The sequence below is a fragment of the Collibacillus ludicampi genome (assembly GCF_023705585.1).
Classification (GTDB): Bacteria; Bacillota; Bacilli; order Tumebacillales; family BOQE01; genus Collibacillus; species Collibacillus ludicampi.
This window is the reverse complement of the sequence record NZ_BOQE01000001.1, coordinates 2385994-2402049: the sequence shown is the minus strand read 5'-3', so window position 1 is coordinate 2402049 and position 16056 is coordinate 2385994. Positions and strand designations below refer to the sequence as shown.

General features: G+C 46.8%; 11 protein-coding genes and 3 pseudogenes. 2 read left to right on the top strand and 12 right to left on the bottom strand.

Annotated elements, in window-relative coordinates; translation table 11 throughout:
* Positions 1-150: 150 nt before the first annotated feature.
* The 12 genes and pseudogenes from DNHGIG_RS12105 to DNHGIG_RS12045 all read right to left on the bottom strand — a co-directional run bounded on the left by DNHGIG_RS12105 (position 151) and on the right by DNHGIG_RS12045 (position 13756).
* Positions 151-888: an exonuclease domain-containing protein gene (locus DNHGIG_RS12105; protein ID WP_282199818.1), complete on the bottom strand. Its 738-nt coding sequence runs from the start codon at positions 886-888 to the stop codon at positions 151-153.
* A 16-nt stretch (positions 889-904) separates the two neighbouring features.
* A pseudogene (locus tag DNHGIG_RS12100) lies at positions 905-1878 on the bottom strand (DUF294 nucleotidyltransferase-like domain-containing protein).
* Between the two features lie 34 nt (positions 1879-1912).
* Positions 1913-2563, bottom strand: coding sequence for an ANTAR domain-containing response regulator (locus DNHGIG_RS12095; protein ID WP_282199817.1), 651 nt, complete (start codon positions 2561-2563; stop codon positions 1913-1915).
* Between the two features lie 27 nt (positions 2564-2590).
* Positions 2591-3985 (bottom strand): ammonium transporter, encoded by a 1395-nt coding sequence (locus tag DNHGIG_RS12090; RefSeq protein WP_439647772.1) that lies wholly within the window; start codon positions 3983-3985, stop codon positions 2591-2593.
* Positions 3986-4233: 248 nt separating this feature from the next.
* Positions 4234-5256: an anthranilate phosphoribosyltransferase gene (locus DNHGIG_RS12085; protein ID WP_282199815.1), complete on the bottom strand. Its 1023-nt coding sequence runs from the start codon at positions 5254-5256 to the stop codon at positions 4234-4236.
* Positions 5257-5322: 66 nt separating this feature from the next.
* On the bottom strand, positions 5323-5625 hold the full coding sequence (nirD, locus tag DNHGIG_RS12080) for a nitrite reductase small subunit NirD (protein ID WP_282199814.1): 303 nt from the start codon (positions 5623-5625) through the stop codon (positions 5323-5325).
* Positions 5626-5652: 27 nt separating this feature from the next.
* Positions 5653-8081, bottom strand: a pseudogene (gene nirB / locus DNHGIG_RS12075) (nitrite reductase large subunit NirB).
* A 19-nt stretch (positions 8082-8100) separates the two neighbouring features.
* Positions 8101-8640, bottom strand: coding sequence for an MFS transporter (locus DNHGIG_RS12070; protein WP_282199813.1), 540 nt, complete (start codon positions 8638-8640; stop codon positions 8101-8103).
* Positions 8630-10777, bottom strand: a pseudogene (locus DNHGIG_RS12060) (molybdopterin oxidoreductase family protein). The gene DNHGIG_RS12070 and the pseudogene DNHGIG_RS12060 overlap by 11 nt, the downstream one beginning before the upstream one ends.
* Positions 10778-11142: 365 nt before the next feature.
* Complete coding sequence (locus tag DNHGIG_RS12055) at positions 11143-12105, bottom strand: FUSC family protein (RefSeq protein ID WP_282199812.1); 963 nt, start codon at positions 12103-12105, stop codon at positions 11143-11145.
* A gap of 497 nt (positions 12106-12602) precedes the next feature.
* Positions 12603-12869 (bottom strand): hypothetical protein, encoded by a 267-nt coding sequence (locus DNHGIG_RS12050; RefSeq protein WP_282199811.1) that lies wholly within the window; start codon positions 12867-12869, stop codon positions 12603-12605.
* Positions 12870-13042: 173 nt separating this feature from the next.
* A complete protein-coding gene (locus tag DNHGIG_RS12045; RefSeq protein WP_282199810.1) occupies positions 13043-13756 on the bottom strand; it encodes a glycerophosphodiester phosphodiesterase in 714 nt (237 codons plus the stop codon).
* Between the two features lie 193 nt (positions 13757-13949).
* On the opposite strand from DNHGIG_RS12045, the gene DNHGIG_RS12040 reads away from it, so the two are divergent.
* On the top strand, positions 13950-14459 hold the full coding sequence (locus DNHGIG_RS12040) for a DUF6306 domain-containing protein (protein WP_282199809.1): 510 nt from the start codon (positions 13950-13952) through the stop codon (positions 14457-14459).
* A gap of 536 nt (positions 14460-14995) precedes the next feature.
* Positions 14996-15850, top strand: coding sequence for a class II fructose-1,6-bisphosphate aldolase (locus tag DNHGIG_RS12035; protein WP_282199808.1), 855 nt, complete (start codon positions 14996-14998; stop codon positions 15848-15850).
* The last annotated feature ends 206 nt before the right edge of the window (positions 15851-16056 follow it).

Here is a 16056-nt window from a genome sequence, read left to right as displayed (position 1 = left end):
CGTTCAATCAAATAATGATTCAATAACGAAGGGAATTTCATATTTCGATGAAATTTTATAAAAATATATATAGTAGAAAATAACCCGAGTAATAATTAAAAAGCAATCAGGGGATTCCCTGATTTGTCGATTTAGTCCCGTGATCCTCAATCATTTAAAAAAGCCGCGACTTACACATTCCAACAATTCCCCGAGTGAACGAATTCCCATCTTCTTGCTCTCTTGCAGAAGGCATGACCAGACCCTGCCCGTGATCCATGCATCGCCGATCGCCGTATGTCTGCCATGGAGCGGAATTCCATAGACGGAAGCCAGTTCATCGAGTGTCATGATGCGTTCCCTTCCTCCAATGATTTGCGCGACACGGGCCGTATCAATAAATCGATGCGAGAAGTCGGCACGGAAGGTTCTTCGGAAAGCGGCCTGTAAAAATCGCATCTCATGAAGCGCATGATGGGCGACGAGAACAGCATCTCCCGCAAATGTTAAAAACTCTTGCAATACCTTTTTCAGCGAAGGGGCGTCAGCGATCGTTTCCATCGAGATTCCCGTGAGTTCTGTGATCGTTTCCGGAATCTCTTTTCGTGCAGGCAAGGATATATACGAGTGGTACGTCTTTCCTTCACAAATGACCGTCCCGTTCATCTCAACAGCCCCTATGGACAGAATCATATCCTCTGTAGGATTGAAGCCTGTTGTCTCCGTATCCAACACCACATAACGGAGTGAATCCAGCTTCTGATCCCACAAATCTTTCCTCCTCGCTTCCCTCAACAAATCGCGCACTTGCGCTTCCACCTGCAGATTTCGACTGTTCGCCGCGCCAAATAGCCCCATAACACCCGTTGAGTCAAACATCCGTCCAAAAAAGGAACGCCAATCCGCCATACTCGTATTCACTCCGTTATCCCGGCTTTCTAAATCTCCGGGCCGTCAACTTTTGCAACTGTTTTACCGTTCTCATCGCTTGAATCAAACAGGATGTATCGTGCGGATTCAATTCATGCGGATTGATATAGTGATTAGGCATCTCTCCTCTCCGACTTCGATTTACATGTTCTTTCAAACGGAGAAAAAAAACGAGCGAGAGAGCTTCCTCGATCCGCCTCCCCATTCTTGCGGCCAAATCCCGGATTCCCTCAGTTTCTCCAAGCGGGCAAAAGATTCCGTCTCGGTGAATCCTCCCTTCAACGACCATAAACGCAAGATGTTCACCAGTTGCAAATAAAGTCCTTCTTTCAGGTTTAACCTTCCTTTCTCAGGCCCTGAAAGATCGATACGAAAACGGGAGAAACGATCGAGGGCAACCCCGTGTTCTCGCTCATGGGCGGCCACCTGCCAAAGAACAAATTCCGCGTTTTTCATCCGTTCAATCAACCATGTCCGCAATCTTTCTCCCAAGTCCATGTTCCCGAACAAGGGTCTCATATCGGAAGCGATCAGCAGATAGCGCACATGTTCCCAGTTCGGGTAGTCGAAGTATCCTTCAAAGCGATCACACCAGACGTTTAACTCCCCCCGCCAGCGCGGATTAACAGGCATCACGAATCCTGTACACAAGGGATATCCTGCTTGTTCCAAAGCAATGACCGCACGTTCTGCGAATTCTTCAAAGTAACACTCTATAGCCTCTAGCTCTTCTGAAGACGTTTGTTCATAGATAAGGCCGTAATCCTGATCCGTGTGAAATGTTTGTTCATTTCGTCCGCCACTGCCCATAACCACCCAGCAATATGGAATATCGGGCGTTTTTTTTCCCTCCCGCTCCATCTCCCGTTGTGTACATGACAGCACTTTTTTCACCATCGCATCATGACAGGCGGTGATCAGGCGAATAACACCTCGAATCTTTTTTAAGGACAAATATTCTGTAAACATTTCAGGCAACCGATCATGCGACATTCTCACTTCTTCAGGATGATTCGTTTGCTCCAGCCTCTCCAGAAATTCCTCCAAGACCGTTCCCATCCGCTTCACATCCCGTTCGCATTCTTGACTTTCCCAACAACTCAGACACCAAGAGGACGCTTTTTGCCACTTCCCTTAAAGGGCGTTGATCCTTCATCGCCTGTGTACGCATTTTTTGATACGCGTCAGATTCGGAAAGCCCGCACCAGTTCATGAGGAACCCTTTGGCTCTCTCGATAGTCTTCCTTGCTACAAGAGTCTCCTGTAATTCCATCACTTCCCCTTTTAGGCGTTGCAAACGGGCGTTGTTCATCATCGCAACTTCTAGCACCATTCGTAACTGTATTTCACCCATTTCTTCCGTGACAATTCCATCGACCGTATGTGTCTCATCCACGAGTTGTCTGGTGATGTCGATCAACTCATCCGAAACAAACAAGACCGTTGCGAAGGGATAATCAGATAGTTCCCTCAATATCTCTGAAAGATGTTGATCTTTGCTCGAAACGATGGCTATATGAACGGGTTTATCCCGCCATCTTTTGATCTGTTCCCGGTTTACATAGTGAGCGGTATATCCAAGTTTATGAACAAGGGCGGGGAGTAGTCCCCACCCCTCTCTATCCCCCACGAAGAGAACGGTATGCGGAATCATACGGAACTCTCCTTACATGTTACTTATCTATGCCAGGTGAGTCGGGCGAAACTCCATGTTTGAACCGGGGTGATAATCTCCGCCATGCGGCAGTTGTTCCGGATAACCGGAAACACCATGTTCGCTCACATCCAGACCGATGATCTCTTCTTCACGGCTGATGCGTAAACCGACCGTCACCTTGATCGCATACAGAATGAGGAACGAAGCTACGAAAACGAAAGCGAAAGAAACTGCAATACCCAAGAACTGGATCCCAAGTTGATGCCATCCGCCACCATAGAACAGCCCCGGTTGACCGACTCCCAATTTCTGAACCAGGTCTGGAGCCGCGAAGAAACCTGTGGAAAGCGTTCCCCATATTCCCGCCATTCCATGAACAGAGAAAGCACCAACCGGATCATCGATTCTAAGTATTCGATCAAAGAACAAGACGGAGATAACCATGAAAATCCCTGCAAGTGCCCCGATCACCACAGCCGCCCAAGGCTTTACAAAGGCGCAAGACGCGGTAATGGCAACAAGTGCCGCCAGCACACCGTTGAGCATATAACCGATATCCGGCTTTCGCAGAACCACCCATGCTGTAAGCAATGCTGCCACTGCACCAGCTGCCGCGGCCAAGTTGGTCGTCATCGCCACATACGGGAAGAATACCCCGTTTGCCATTAAAGTCGAGCCAGCATTGAAGCCAAACCAGCCAAACCAAAGGATGATTACACCTAAAACCGAATAAACCGTATTATGTCCAAGAATAACGTTCGCCGTACCATCTTTGTTATACTTACCGATTCGCGGTCCTAACAAGATCGCACCCACGAGTGCAGCAACTCCTCCTTGCAAGTGAACAACCGTCGATCCAGCAAAATCTTGCATTCCTAATGTGGATAACCATCCTCCCCCCCACACCCAATGTGCGATAACCGGATAAATGATAGCAGTAAAGAGCGTGCCAAAAACGAAATAGACAATCAGTTTTGCCCTTTCCGCGATTCCTCCCCACATGATCGCCAGTGATACCCCGGCAAAGACTACCTGAAAAAGAAATTTTGCTCCCAGTGGAACCGAGCTAAAACTCAGAGATGCGAAAATATCGTTCACCTTATCTTCGGCAACGTTGAGGAACCAGCCACTCATACCGATGTAATTGTTCCCTTGACCAAAGCTGATAGCAAATCCAACCGCCCAGAAAACCAATGTTACGATCGCGAAACTGAGAACATTCTTACCTGCGATATGTCCTGCGTTTTTCATGCGTGTGGCACCTGCTTCGAGTAAAGCAAAACCTGCCTGCATCAAAAATACAAGTACGGCAGCGACCAAGACCCAAACCGTGTCTACTGCCTGAATGGCATCTTTGACCGTTGGTTCATCGGCCGCGAGTGCCAACCCGGGTGTTGCGAGTAACATCATTCCACTCATCCAACTGATCGTACGCTTCATGTCTCTTCTCCCCTCCTGCTCTTTATGTATATATACTATATTGTGTTAAGTTTCTTTACAATAAGTGATATGTTATATATCACTTCAAAAAACTGGATGTATCCGCTTTCCCTTCTTTATTTGAGTATTTTCTTGTTTTTTTATAAAAAATAAAAAACCTCTGTCACCAGACAGAGGTTTTTCGAATCGAGAATCGATCATTTGTGTCATTTTTTCTTACATAAAATTTAACTTACACTCGATATCTGTTTCCAATCTTCAAGTTTATGCATCGCTTCTCCGGAATCAAGCGTCGTTTTTGCCAATTCAATTCCTTCTTCGATCGTCTTCGCTTTCCCGACGAACCACAATCGCAATCCGCTATTTAAAAGAACCATATTACGGAAAGGATGTTGCGCACCACTTAAAATCTCCAATGTCAATGACGCTTGCTCTTGGCAGGTGAAACGGACGGGTTCGTGTGCATAAAACAGATCGTAATCTTTCGGGTTGATGATTTGTTTTTCAACAGAATCCCCCTCAAAGATACAAATCGTCGATGCTCGATTGACAGGCAAATCTTCCGAACCGTCGATTCCTTGCACGACCATCCCTTTGCGAATACCGGCACGTTGTAAGAGTTGCGCCGTTTTATTCAATGCGGGCGTATGAAAAACACCTGTGATTGCAAAAGCGGCATCCGTCAGGTTGAGGGATTTTTCCACCGTATTGAACAATGTCCGCACCCCTAATTCTTCACGAATGGAACGGAGCTTCCGCAAAGGAGGACAGAATGTTTCCGTATGCAGAAAAGCGATCCCCACTTTCTCCAACTGGTTACGGACGGAACCTTCATCCGCTTCTGTTTCAACCTTTAATTCCCTGAGGATCTCTAACAAACTGACCCCATTTTTCGGTGGAAGCGTTGCGCTCGCATGCAAGACTACAGGGACTTCCCTGGCCGCGAGGATGAGCGACACAGGGATCGTTGCCGCGAAGGATTTCGCTCTCCCGTCGTAAGGACCCGAACAATCCAAAACGCCGATTCTGCCATGACGTACAACGGTACTTCTTTTTCTGCATTCTTCGATAAACGCTTGCAATTCATCGATACTTTCCATCTTGATTCTTTCCGAGAGCAAAAAGGCTCCAATCTGAGCATCTGTCGCCTGTCCGTCCAATATTCTTGCCGCCGCATCTTTCGCTTGCTCAAACGTCAAGTCCTTGGCGCCTTTTTTCCCGCGACCCACTTCACGTATGTACTCTTGCATGGCATCCACTCCTCTCTTGTAGAAAAAGAGCCCTCACGGGCTCTTGCTTTTATCCACTTATCTCTATTAAGTGTATATGAATACTTTGTCTTTGTCTATTTCAACTTGATAAGCACGGACACATCCTGTGTCAGGTTCTTGCACCTTTCCGTCAGAAAGATTAATCTTCCGATCATGAAGCGGGCAAAAAACGTATTCGCCGCTGATGATCCCTTCTGCCAAAGAACCCCCCTTATGCGGGCATCGGTTCTCCAATGCCCTTATCTCTCCATTCGATAAACGGAATAATGCGATTTCACGCTGCCCCACACGAATCACACGCCCCAATTGTACAGGGATATCGTGAAGATACACCTCAATGCGTCTCATGCCTCTTCCCCTCTCTGTTCACATGATTCACTCGGCAACAGCCAACACAGGCAACTCCTCATATATCGCGCGAACGGTTTGATCTTCAATCGCTTCTTTCCAAGGATCTTTGCGTCTGGAAAGGGCCAATTCGACACGCTCATTGAATTGACGGCGATTTTCCTGATCTAACAAGACCTGACGTATCGTCTCCAAACCGATTCGTTCCACCCATTCCGATGTGCGTTCGCCGTATTTGGCCGTTTCTCTGTAATACTGCAAGTACGCACCTGTTATTTCCAAAACCTCTTCACTACTTTTTACTTTGCACAAGAGATCTGCCGCCCGGAGTTTCACTCCGCCATTGCCTCCGATATAAATCTCCCATCCGCCGTCGATTCCTATGACTCCTAAATCTTTAATCCCTGATTCCGCACAGTTACGCGGACATGCGGATACTGCCATTTTCACTTTGGCCGGTGTATTCAACCCTTCGAATTTCTTTTCCATCGCGATCCCCATCTGAATCGAATTCTGAGTACCAAAGCGACAAAACTCACTTCCCACGCATGTTTTCACCGTACGTATCGCCTTTGCGTATGCATACCCTGACGGCATATCCAAATCTCTCCACACTAGCGGCAAATCTTTTTTTTGACGCCGAGCAGGTCGATGCGTTGTCCGCCAGTTATCTTCACCATCGGCACTTGATATTTTTCGGCTACTTCCGCAATCCTCTTCAGTTCTTGCGGTGTGGTCACCCCGCCATAGATCCGAGGGACAACCGAGTAGGTTCCGTCCTTCTGAATATTCGCATGCATCCGTTCATTCACCAACCGGGATTCTCTCTCATCTTCATAGTCCAAAGGCCAAATCATGCTTAAATAATAATTCAATGCAGGCCTGCACTTGGAACACCCTTCTTCCACTTTCCACCCCAAAACATGCATAACCTCTTTCAGGTGTGTCAGCTTTTTGGCGCGTATTTCTTCGATCAATTCGTCACGGCTCAACGTCGTACAAGAGCAAATCGGTTCCTTCTGTTTTGAAGGATCATATTTCTCGCCAAGAACGTGCTCCAACAACTGCTCAACAAGCGGTTTGCATCCCCCGCAAGAACGCGAGGCGCCTGTGCACGCTTTGATCTGTTCCACAGTCTGAAGCCCCTGATCTCTGATCGCTTTCGCGATCACGCCTTTGGACACTCCATTGCACCCGCACACGATTTCATCATCAGCCATCGATGCGACAGCACAGACGCCCTCTGCTGCTGCTCCGACTGCCGATTCGAAGAGGCTCACTCTTTGCAATTCCCTGATATCAGTCCCATCCCTCATCATCCGAAAAAGGCGTGTCCCGTCACTCGTATCTCCGAATAAAACAGCGCCAACGATCTTGTTGTTTTGCACGAGCACCTTTTTATATATTCCGGAATATTCGTCATGTACACATATCGCCCGTGTATCTGCGGTATCTATAAACTCTCCCATTGAAAAGACGTCAACCCCCGAGATTTTTAATTTCGTGGAAACAACGGAGCCTTGATACGGTTCGGTATTAACGCCGCACAAACGCTTTGCCAAAACCGCTCCTTGTTCGAAAAGGGGGGCTACCAACCCGTAAACAATCCCACGATGTTCCGCACATTCTCCAACCGCGTAAATATTCGGTATATTTGTCTCCAGATAATCATCCACTACGATTCCTCTGTTGACTTCGATGCCACTCTCTTTTGCCAACGAAACATTTGGACGAATTCCCACCGCCATCACTACCAGATCGGCTTCCTCGATCGTCCCGTCTTTAAAACGAACTCCTTTCACGCGTGTGTCCCCGATAATTTCTTCTGTTTGTTTCTCGAGCAGGAATCTCATTCCCTGCTTTTCCAATTCGGCTTGCAGCATTTTTGAAGCAACACGATCTAACTGCCGCTCCATCAGGTTATCGAAAATGTGTACGACACTCACGTCCATCGAAAGATTGAGCAAGCCTCTCGCCGCTTCCAAGCCCAATAACCCGCCTCCAATGACGATAGCCTTCTGGTAAAGTTTTGCAGCTTCGATCATCGTTTCACAGTCTTTGATATCCCGAAACGCGATGACCCCTTCTTTATCCACACCCGGTATCGGCAGTATGAACGGCAAAGAACCTGTTGCGAGGATCAATTCATCGTATTCAGCGCAAATCCCCTTCTTCGTATAAACGCATTTTCGTGTTGTATCAATTTGTGTGACTGTATGACCTGCATACAATCGAATTTGATGTTTCGCATACCACTCCCAATCGTTGAGCACGATGTCATGCAGATCCACATCACCGGCAAGTACAGCAGATAATTGAATACGATTGTAATTCGGGTGAGGCTCGGCCCCGAAGATGGTGATATCGAATGCGTCTGGAGCCAGTTTTAGAATCTCCTCGACACAACGTACTCCGGCCATTCCATTACCGATTAACACAAGCTTACGTTTTTTCATATGATTCCATCCTTTCTGATTAAGCTTCAACTGCAGAAGTTAACAAACGCTTGATGCGGCCTCTGAGGCGCAATGCTACAAGAAAGGCGATTGCAACAACGCCGCCAAGCGTTACGAAACCCGCTCCGAAGAACCCGAATGTGTCTTTCAGCGTCCCCAAGATGATCGGAAGAAAGAATCCGCCAATTCCTCCACATGCTCCAACGAGCCCTGTGATGACACCGATCTGCTTGGGAAATAGCAGGGGAACCACTTGAAAGACAGCACCATTTCCCATTCCAAGCGAGAGCATGACAACGATCAAGAGTAACAGTGTTACTGGGAATGGCGGAAGTTGCCCCAATCCCATAAAGGCAAGAGCAATCAATAAGAATAATCCTGTGAGCAGTTTCATACCCCCGACACGGTCTGCCAGGTATCCACCGATCGGCCGAAAAAAACTCCCTGCCGCCACAACAATAATCACCCAAAGCATGAAACTTACATCGAAATACAAAAAAGAACTAAACAATGTCGGCAAATGTCCACTTTGTGAAAATTTTTTGAAATTACCCGTCATTCGTAACCACCTCTTCGTATTTTTGCAGAGTTGCCAGCGTCCTTTTAAACCCCGGCATTTTGGAAACAGGATCCAAATGAGACGCGACTACTTGATTCACGGATTGTTCCCCTTCCCAATGAAAAGGAACAAAGAGGGTATCCGGACGAATATCGGTTGTCAATTTCACTTTGCAAACCATTCTCCCGAAAGACGTTTTGATTTCGGCGAGTTCATTCTCGGAAAGCCCAAACTTTGAAGCCGTCAGCGGATGAACTTCCACATAAGGTTCCTTGCATTTTGCATTTGAAGAGACCGTCCGCCGGGTCTGTACCCCTGTTAAATAGTGATGGATCACCCTTCCTGTTGTGAGGTAGAGAAAATCTAAATCCTTCTCTTCTTCATCCGCTTCATCGTGCGTAACCTTATGGAAGACCGCTTTACCATCCGGATGGGCAAACCGTTCCGTAAAGACACGCGGACTGCCCGGATGATCTTCAGACGGGCACGGCCAAAACACTCCTTTTTCCTTCCGAATCCGTTCATATGTGATCCCGTAATAATCAGCGATCCCCCCGCCGCTAGCCCGGCGCAATTCCTGAAAAATTTGCTCAACGGAAGCATAATTGAAGGAATCTTTTTTTCCCAACCGTGCGGCGATCTCACACAAGATCTCCCAGTCTCTCCGCGCATGTCCAGGAGGATTCTGTACGGCATGCCGATAAATCACGCGTCCTTCCAGATTTGTTACAGTCCCTTCATCTTCGGTGAAAGCAGACCCGGGTAGAACGATATCCGCCATAGCGGTTGTTTCCGTGTGAAAGATATCCACTACGATCAGCGTATCCAGCAGTGAGAACGCCTCTTTGACAAACCCTTTATGCGGGCTTGATACGACCGGATTGGAAGCGAGAACAAACATTCCCCGAATTTCTCCGGATGCAATGTCACCGATCATCTCAAAAGCGGAAGAACCCTTTCGCGGGAGATCCATTTCGTCGATGCCCCAAATGTTCGCGATATGAGCGCGGTGTTCCGCGTTCTCAATCGAGCGATATCCCGGAAGTTGATCCGACTTTTGACCGTGTTCACGCCCTCCCTGTCCGTTGGCTTGCCCGGTAACCGCACCGAAACCGCAACCCGGACGCCCGATTTTCCCTGACGCTAAAGCAAGATTGATACATGCTAGCACATTCTTCACGCCGTTGGTCTGCTGCTCAATCCCTCGGGCCGTCAAAATGATGCCGGTGTTAGCCTTGCCATACCATTCCGCAATCTGAAAAATCTTTTCTTCCGGTACATCCGTACGCTCAGAGACATAAACGGGATCAAACAAAGTGACAGTCTCTTTCACTTGTTCGTAGCCACGCGTACGTTGATCGATAAATGCCGGGTCGATCCATCCTTCGCGGATCATGATATGAAGAATCCCATTCATCAGAATCCAGTCTGTCCCCGGGCGAATCGGAACGTATAGGTCGGCACTTTTGGCTGTCGGGGTTTTCCGCGGATCAATGACGATCACTTTTCCGGCATTCTTTTGCGCTTGCCGGATATAAGGCATGATCGTTGGTTAACACTCCGCAAGGTTCGATCCAACGATCAGAATGCACATCGCATCGGGAATATCCTCAAGCGGAAAGGTTAATCCTCGATCCAAGCCGAACGCTTTATTCATCGCCGCGGCAGCCGACGACATGCAGTAACGCCCGTTGTAATCGATGTTTCTTGTCCGTAAAGCCACGCGTGCAAACTTTCCCAGTAAATATGCTTTTTCGTTCGTTAACGAGCCTCCCCCGTATACCCCGACGGCATCATAGCCATTTCGATGTTGAATCTTTTGAATGCGGGAGCTTATTTCATCAAGCGCTTCATCCCAAGAGCAAGGGGAAAGTTTTCCATTCCGCCTGATCAACGGGGTCACGAGTCGATCCTTGTGGCGAACATGCTCATGTGCCGTGATTCCCTTTTGGCATAAACGACCGAATGTCACGGGGAAATCCTTTCTCCCTTGTACGCCGATAATTTGTTCTGTACTCACATCCACCAGATTGTTGATCGCACACTGCATACTGCAATAACAGCAATGCGTCTGTATCGTTTTTTCTACCGGACCCCGATCGACTTTCGATTGAAATGCATGATACAGGTTGTGCATATACCCCCCTCCTTTTTTGCGACATATTTTGGAAAGGTCGCCCATCGATGAGCGGGTGAAAAAACAGAAAAGCCCCTGTCACTTTCAACTTGACAGAGGCTTCTTTGCCGCTTAGATGTCGCCGTTGACATCCATGTTTGTTGTGATACTTAAACTATATATAATGTCAGTATTTTTTACAAGAGATGTATAGTATATATAACATGAATTTTCGCTTCAATCCTTCACGATGAAAGCGGTTTTTCATCATTTTTCTGCAGATATCATGGAATCATTTTAAATCAACAACCATTCCGCGAACCAACTCTCACGAAACCATGTTCATATTTATTGACACAGAATTGTTTGCTTCATCTAGGGATGAGTCATACCGAATCGATCATCTTGAGATATTCGTGTAAAAACCCGTAAAAATTATAGAACGCCAACTTGCTCTCGAAATATTCCTCCCCCTTTTGTTGAGTCCACATGCTTTTTCTTCTTTTTTCCAGGATCTTGCCCATAACATCCATATGCGCGCTTCTTCCAAGAAACTTTCGTTCTTGCATCTTGACCAGAAGTGCAATCGCCTTTTCTGAGAATGCAAGTTCCGCAGGAAGACAGGCAGTTCCTTGAAGCGCTTTGGACATATCCCGAATGCGTTCAACACAGCTTTCCAAAGTCCGAAAAATCATGAGCGTATTTTTCCCGGAGAAATTCACAATTTTCTCGTCTTCAATCATCAATCGAGAAATTTCTTTCCCCCTCTCTATATACTCTCTCACCTGATCAATCTGTTCTCGCATGATGGGATAAGAAGTAATCTCTTGCTCTTTGAAGCTGAGGCACATAAAATGGAGGAGAGCCCGCAACATCGCTTCTGACTGTTGAATCAAATCTTCCGCTCTTTCTTGATGCTTCGGCTTGTGAAGACAATTGACAAGTGTACCGATCCCTACACCGATCAATACAAGTGATACCTCATTCCCTGCCGCTTCGAGGAAAGTGAGATCGGCAGCCCCCATCGTATTTATTGCACTCACCACAGAAATCAACAGCATGTTTGCCCGGCGAAACTTTACGTGCAACACCATGAGGATAAGTGTGACGAGCCCCACGACAAAACAAGAGGTACCGAACGAATACATCGTCAAAGCGCCGAGAACTGATCCAATGGCTGCACTCATCGTTTGTTGAATCCCAAGACGGAATGAACGGATGATTGAAGGTTGTACCGACAAGACAGAAACAATACCCGCAAAGAGAGGCGTGTGAAGATCAAGAGTTCTGGCCGTCAGCACGGAGAGAGACACTGCCAGAGACGTTTTGATAACTCTCGCTCCGATCATCCGTATCACTCTCCTTGATCGTGAAAGATTTCACTTTGTTTTCACTCCGGCTTTTGGCTTCGCGAATTTTTTCAGCAAGATCGTATAACAATCCCATCACGATTCCCCCTCTTCCATTTATCAGGTTAATTTTAATTACACAAAATTGAGAGTACGAAAATATTCTTAGCGATACAACCACCGTTATGTCAGCAATATTAACATATTGTTTACTTCATAATAACGGATCGCAATGTATATGGCAAAACTTGAAAAAGAGGAACATTTGAAGCTATTTCATATCTAGAGCGTTTTCTTTGGCTATTTAACGGTTATTTCTCACTCATTCGTGATCATCATTACATGTAATATTATTTGACATAAAAATAACATAATTTTCTCTGAACAAATGCAGAAGGACTCGATCACTGCACGAGTCCTTCTGCATTTGTTCTGTATCTGTAAAAAAGTCAACCAGGACTATCTCTATGGATAAATCCCGCCGATAACAATGAGGGTCAGTTGTTGAGTCGCACGGATTCCATGCATTGTTGCCGGATCTGATCCGTGATTTCCAAAGCGATTCCGCCGCGTTGTACACACTGTGCCAACGTCAGGCGATTGGATCCAGGTTCAAGATAAGAAACGGGCTGCTCATCGGTTCGCAATAGGTAGAGAACATCACATTTTGACAATTCCTGCAAGAACTCTGGTGAACCACAAATATAAGCCACGCGTGTTCCTTCAACAATCATCGTCCCGCAGGACTGGTCTCGATTTCTCATCAACTCTCATCTCCCTTGGATCTCCTGTTGCCCCCATTCTAACGGTTGCTGATGAATCAAAAATTAATAAAATCCAAAGGATTTGTAAAAAAACCTCAATCAAGCGGCTCTCGACGCAGCAAAACGCGAATCATCACTGAATTTCTTTTGCCTTTCGGAAACATGGATGCCCGTTACGGCCGCCGATCCGGATAATTCGTAATGATTCCGTCACATCCGAGGTGTACGCAGTATTCAATATCCTTTTTGTCGTTGGCTGTCCAGGTGAAGATACGATACCCTTTTTGCCGAGCTTTCTTCACCCATTCTTCATTGAGGAAGGCAAAATACGGGTGTAAAGAATATAACGGGATGGACGGTAATGTATCGAAGGAAAAGGAAAATAGTTCCTCAGGATGGATCAATAGCCCTAAACGCAATTGCGGACACACCTGGTGCAAATTGATTAAGTATTTGGTTTCGAAAGAAGAGACGATAATCTGATTCAGGCGCCCGGAAGAAAGAATGGCACTCGCCAGAGGCTTCTCCAGAGGATACAAACCATGAACCCCTTTTTTCACTTCGATATTGAGTATGGATTCAAAAGGAGCGATCGCAAACACCTCCTGCAATGTAGGCATACGCTCCCCCGTGAAATCCTTTCCGTACCAGGATCCGGCGTCCAGTTTCTTGATCTGGGAAAGATTCATCGCGCGAATCTCTCCGCTTCCGTCTGTCGTACGATCCACACGCGGGTCGTGGCAGACCACCAACGCCCCCTCTTTGCTCACATGTACATCAAATTCCACCCCATCGGCCCCATACTGAAATGCCAAACGGAAAGAAGCTAACGTGTTTTCCGGTGCATGTCCGCTCGCGCCACGATGTCCTAAGATTAACGAATGCATCCTTCTATCGCTCCTTTTCGAAATCAAAGGATCTTTTTTTCTTGATCCAACAGTTTTGTTCTTATTGTTAGACATTTTGCTTGTCTCTAACAAGAAGTCCTCGGCACATGAAAACATTCTTGTGAAAATAAACTTCGGTATGATCGATACAAGTCATATAATGAAATCACAACGAAAATGGGAGGAATGACGTATGCGGGAAGCGGTGGGACGGTGCATCCGCTGTACAAAAGAAGTATATTGTTCGGACGGATTCTTACATGGAATAGTGCTCGATTCAAGCCATATTTTATGTTTCACATGCCGGGAGAATGACGAACTCATTCATATATTAAATCAGTTATTGGAAGCAGAAAAAGCGGGTGTCGAAACTCTGGATTACCTATTACGTATATACCCTTCCACTGTCTATGAAGAACGAATGAAAGACATCAAAAAAGACGAAGCTTGGAGCTGCTCCGGTCTGATCGAAGCGGTGCGCAGAGAGGGGGGAACCCCCAGTAAGAAAACGGGCACATTCTTGGAAAAAGTAAAAGCGCAACCCTCGTTCGAAGACAAGATTTCGCTTTTAAACAAGGGGCAAGCGTGGGTTGCCCGCAAAATTAATGACGCTCTTTCATTTGGCATGCATGAGGAAACGCGGAGCTTTCTCTTGGAAATGAAACAAAGACATGTAAAGAATATTCAAGCGATGTCGGTATAAACCGACCGCTTTTCTATTCTTTATCCGGGACATTTTTTGACCATAGATTGCCAAAAATGTCCCGAATTATTACAATAAGATTATTAAAAATCAGGTAATACCTTCGATTCACAAAAAACTTCCATCGAAGCGCAATCAACGAAGCAAGAACGAATACCAGAAGACTTTTTTGACATCCGGAAAGTACAAATTACTTGAGCCGCCATTTGTACTTTCCTAGATAGTCCCCCATGTCGCAAGCGGCGCCATCAGAGGATGAAAAGTTTCTTGTGCGGGAAGAGAGATTTAAGCTGCCTAATGCAACGGAGTATCTTTTGGGTGGGTTGTATCGCTTTGCAGCGCAGAGGTGAGTGGAAGGTCGTTCCGCAACCTCTATTAAGAATCCAGGCGGGACGACCTTCATCGAACCCAAGCGCAAAGCGATACACCCACCCAAGCACTAGTTTTCAAATTAGTAAAAGATAGTCAGCGAGATGACGAGTGTTAAAGTGTGGGTAAACACTCTGAAACGCGCGAGAATTAAGGAGGAGACTAAAATGGGATTCGCATCATTTAAAGAAGTACTGACCGATGGACTCAAGAATGGGTACGCCGTTGGCCAATTTAACGTGAACAACCTGGAGTTTCTGCAAGCGATCGTCGAAGTAGCGGAAGAAGAACGATCCCCCGTGATTCTCGGTGTATCGGAAGGTGCCATGAAATATATGGGTCTCGAATACACGGTGACGATGGCGAAAGCGGCTGCCGAGAAAGCGAGTGTACCTGTGATCCTGCATCTCGATCACGGTTCCTCTTATCAAGTCGTGCTCAAATGTATCCGCGCCGGTTTCTCATCCATCATGATCGACGCATCCCACTATCCGCTGGAAGAAAACATCGCCAAGACCAAGCAGGTTGTGGATGCGTGTCATGTGCTCGGCATCGATGTGGAAGGCGAGCTTGGCCGAATCGGCGGTACGGAAGATGACTTGACTGTCGATGAGCGAGAGGCTTCCCTCGCGATTCCGGAGGAAGCGCAACGCCTTGTACAAGAAACGGGAATCGATGCGTTGGCGCCAGCGATCGGTTCCGCACATGGTCCGTACAAAGGAAAACCGGAACTCGACTTTGACCGCCTCGCCAAAATCCGTGATCTCACGGGTGTACCTCTCGTATTGCACGGAGGCAGCGGCATTCCGGATGAAGATATCCGCAAAGCGATCTCGCTTGGCGTATCCAAAATCAATGTGAATACAGAGAATCAAATCGCATTTACAGCGAAAGTTCGCGAAATTTTGAACAACAATGCGAAAGTATATGATCCGCGCAAGATTCTCGGACCCGCGCGTGAAGCGATCAAAGAAGTCGTCCGCGAGAAGATCCGTCTCTTCGGGTCGAACGATCGTTGCTAGTCCCTTTTCGAAAAATTGTGATAAGCGAACAATTAGAGAAGCCCGAAAGCTTATGGCTCGCGGTCGCCTCTGAAAGCAATCAAACGGGTGTATATTTTGCCATTCACCCTCATGATAGCCATTCATGCCGAAAACAGCGCCATCAGAGGATGAAAAGTTTCTTGTGCAGGAAGAGAGATTTAAGCTGCCTAATGCAACGGAGTATC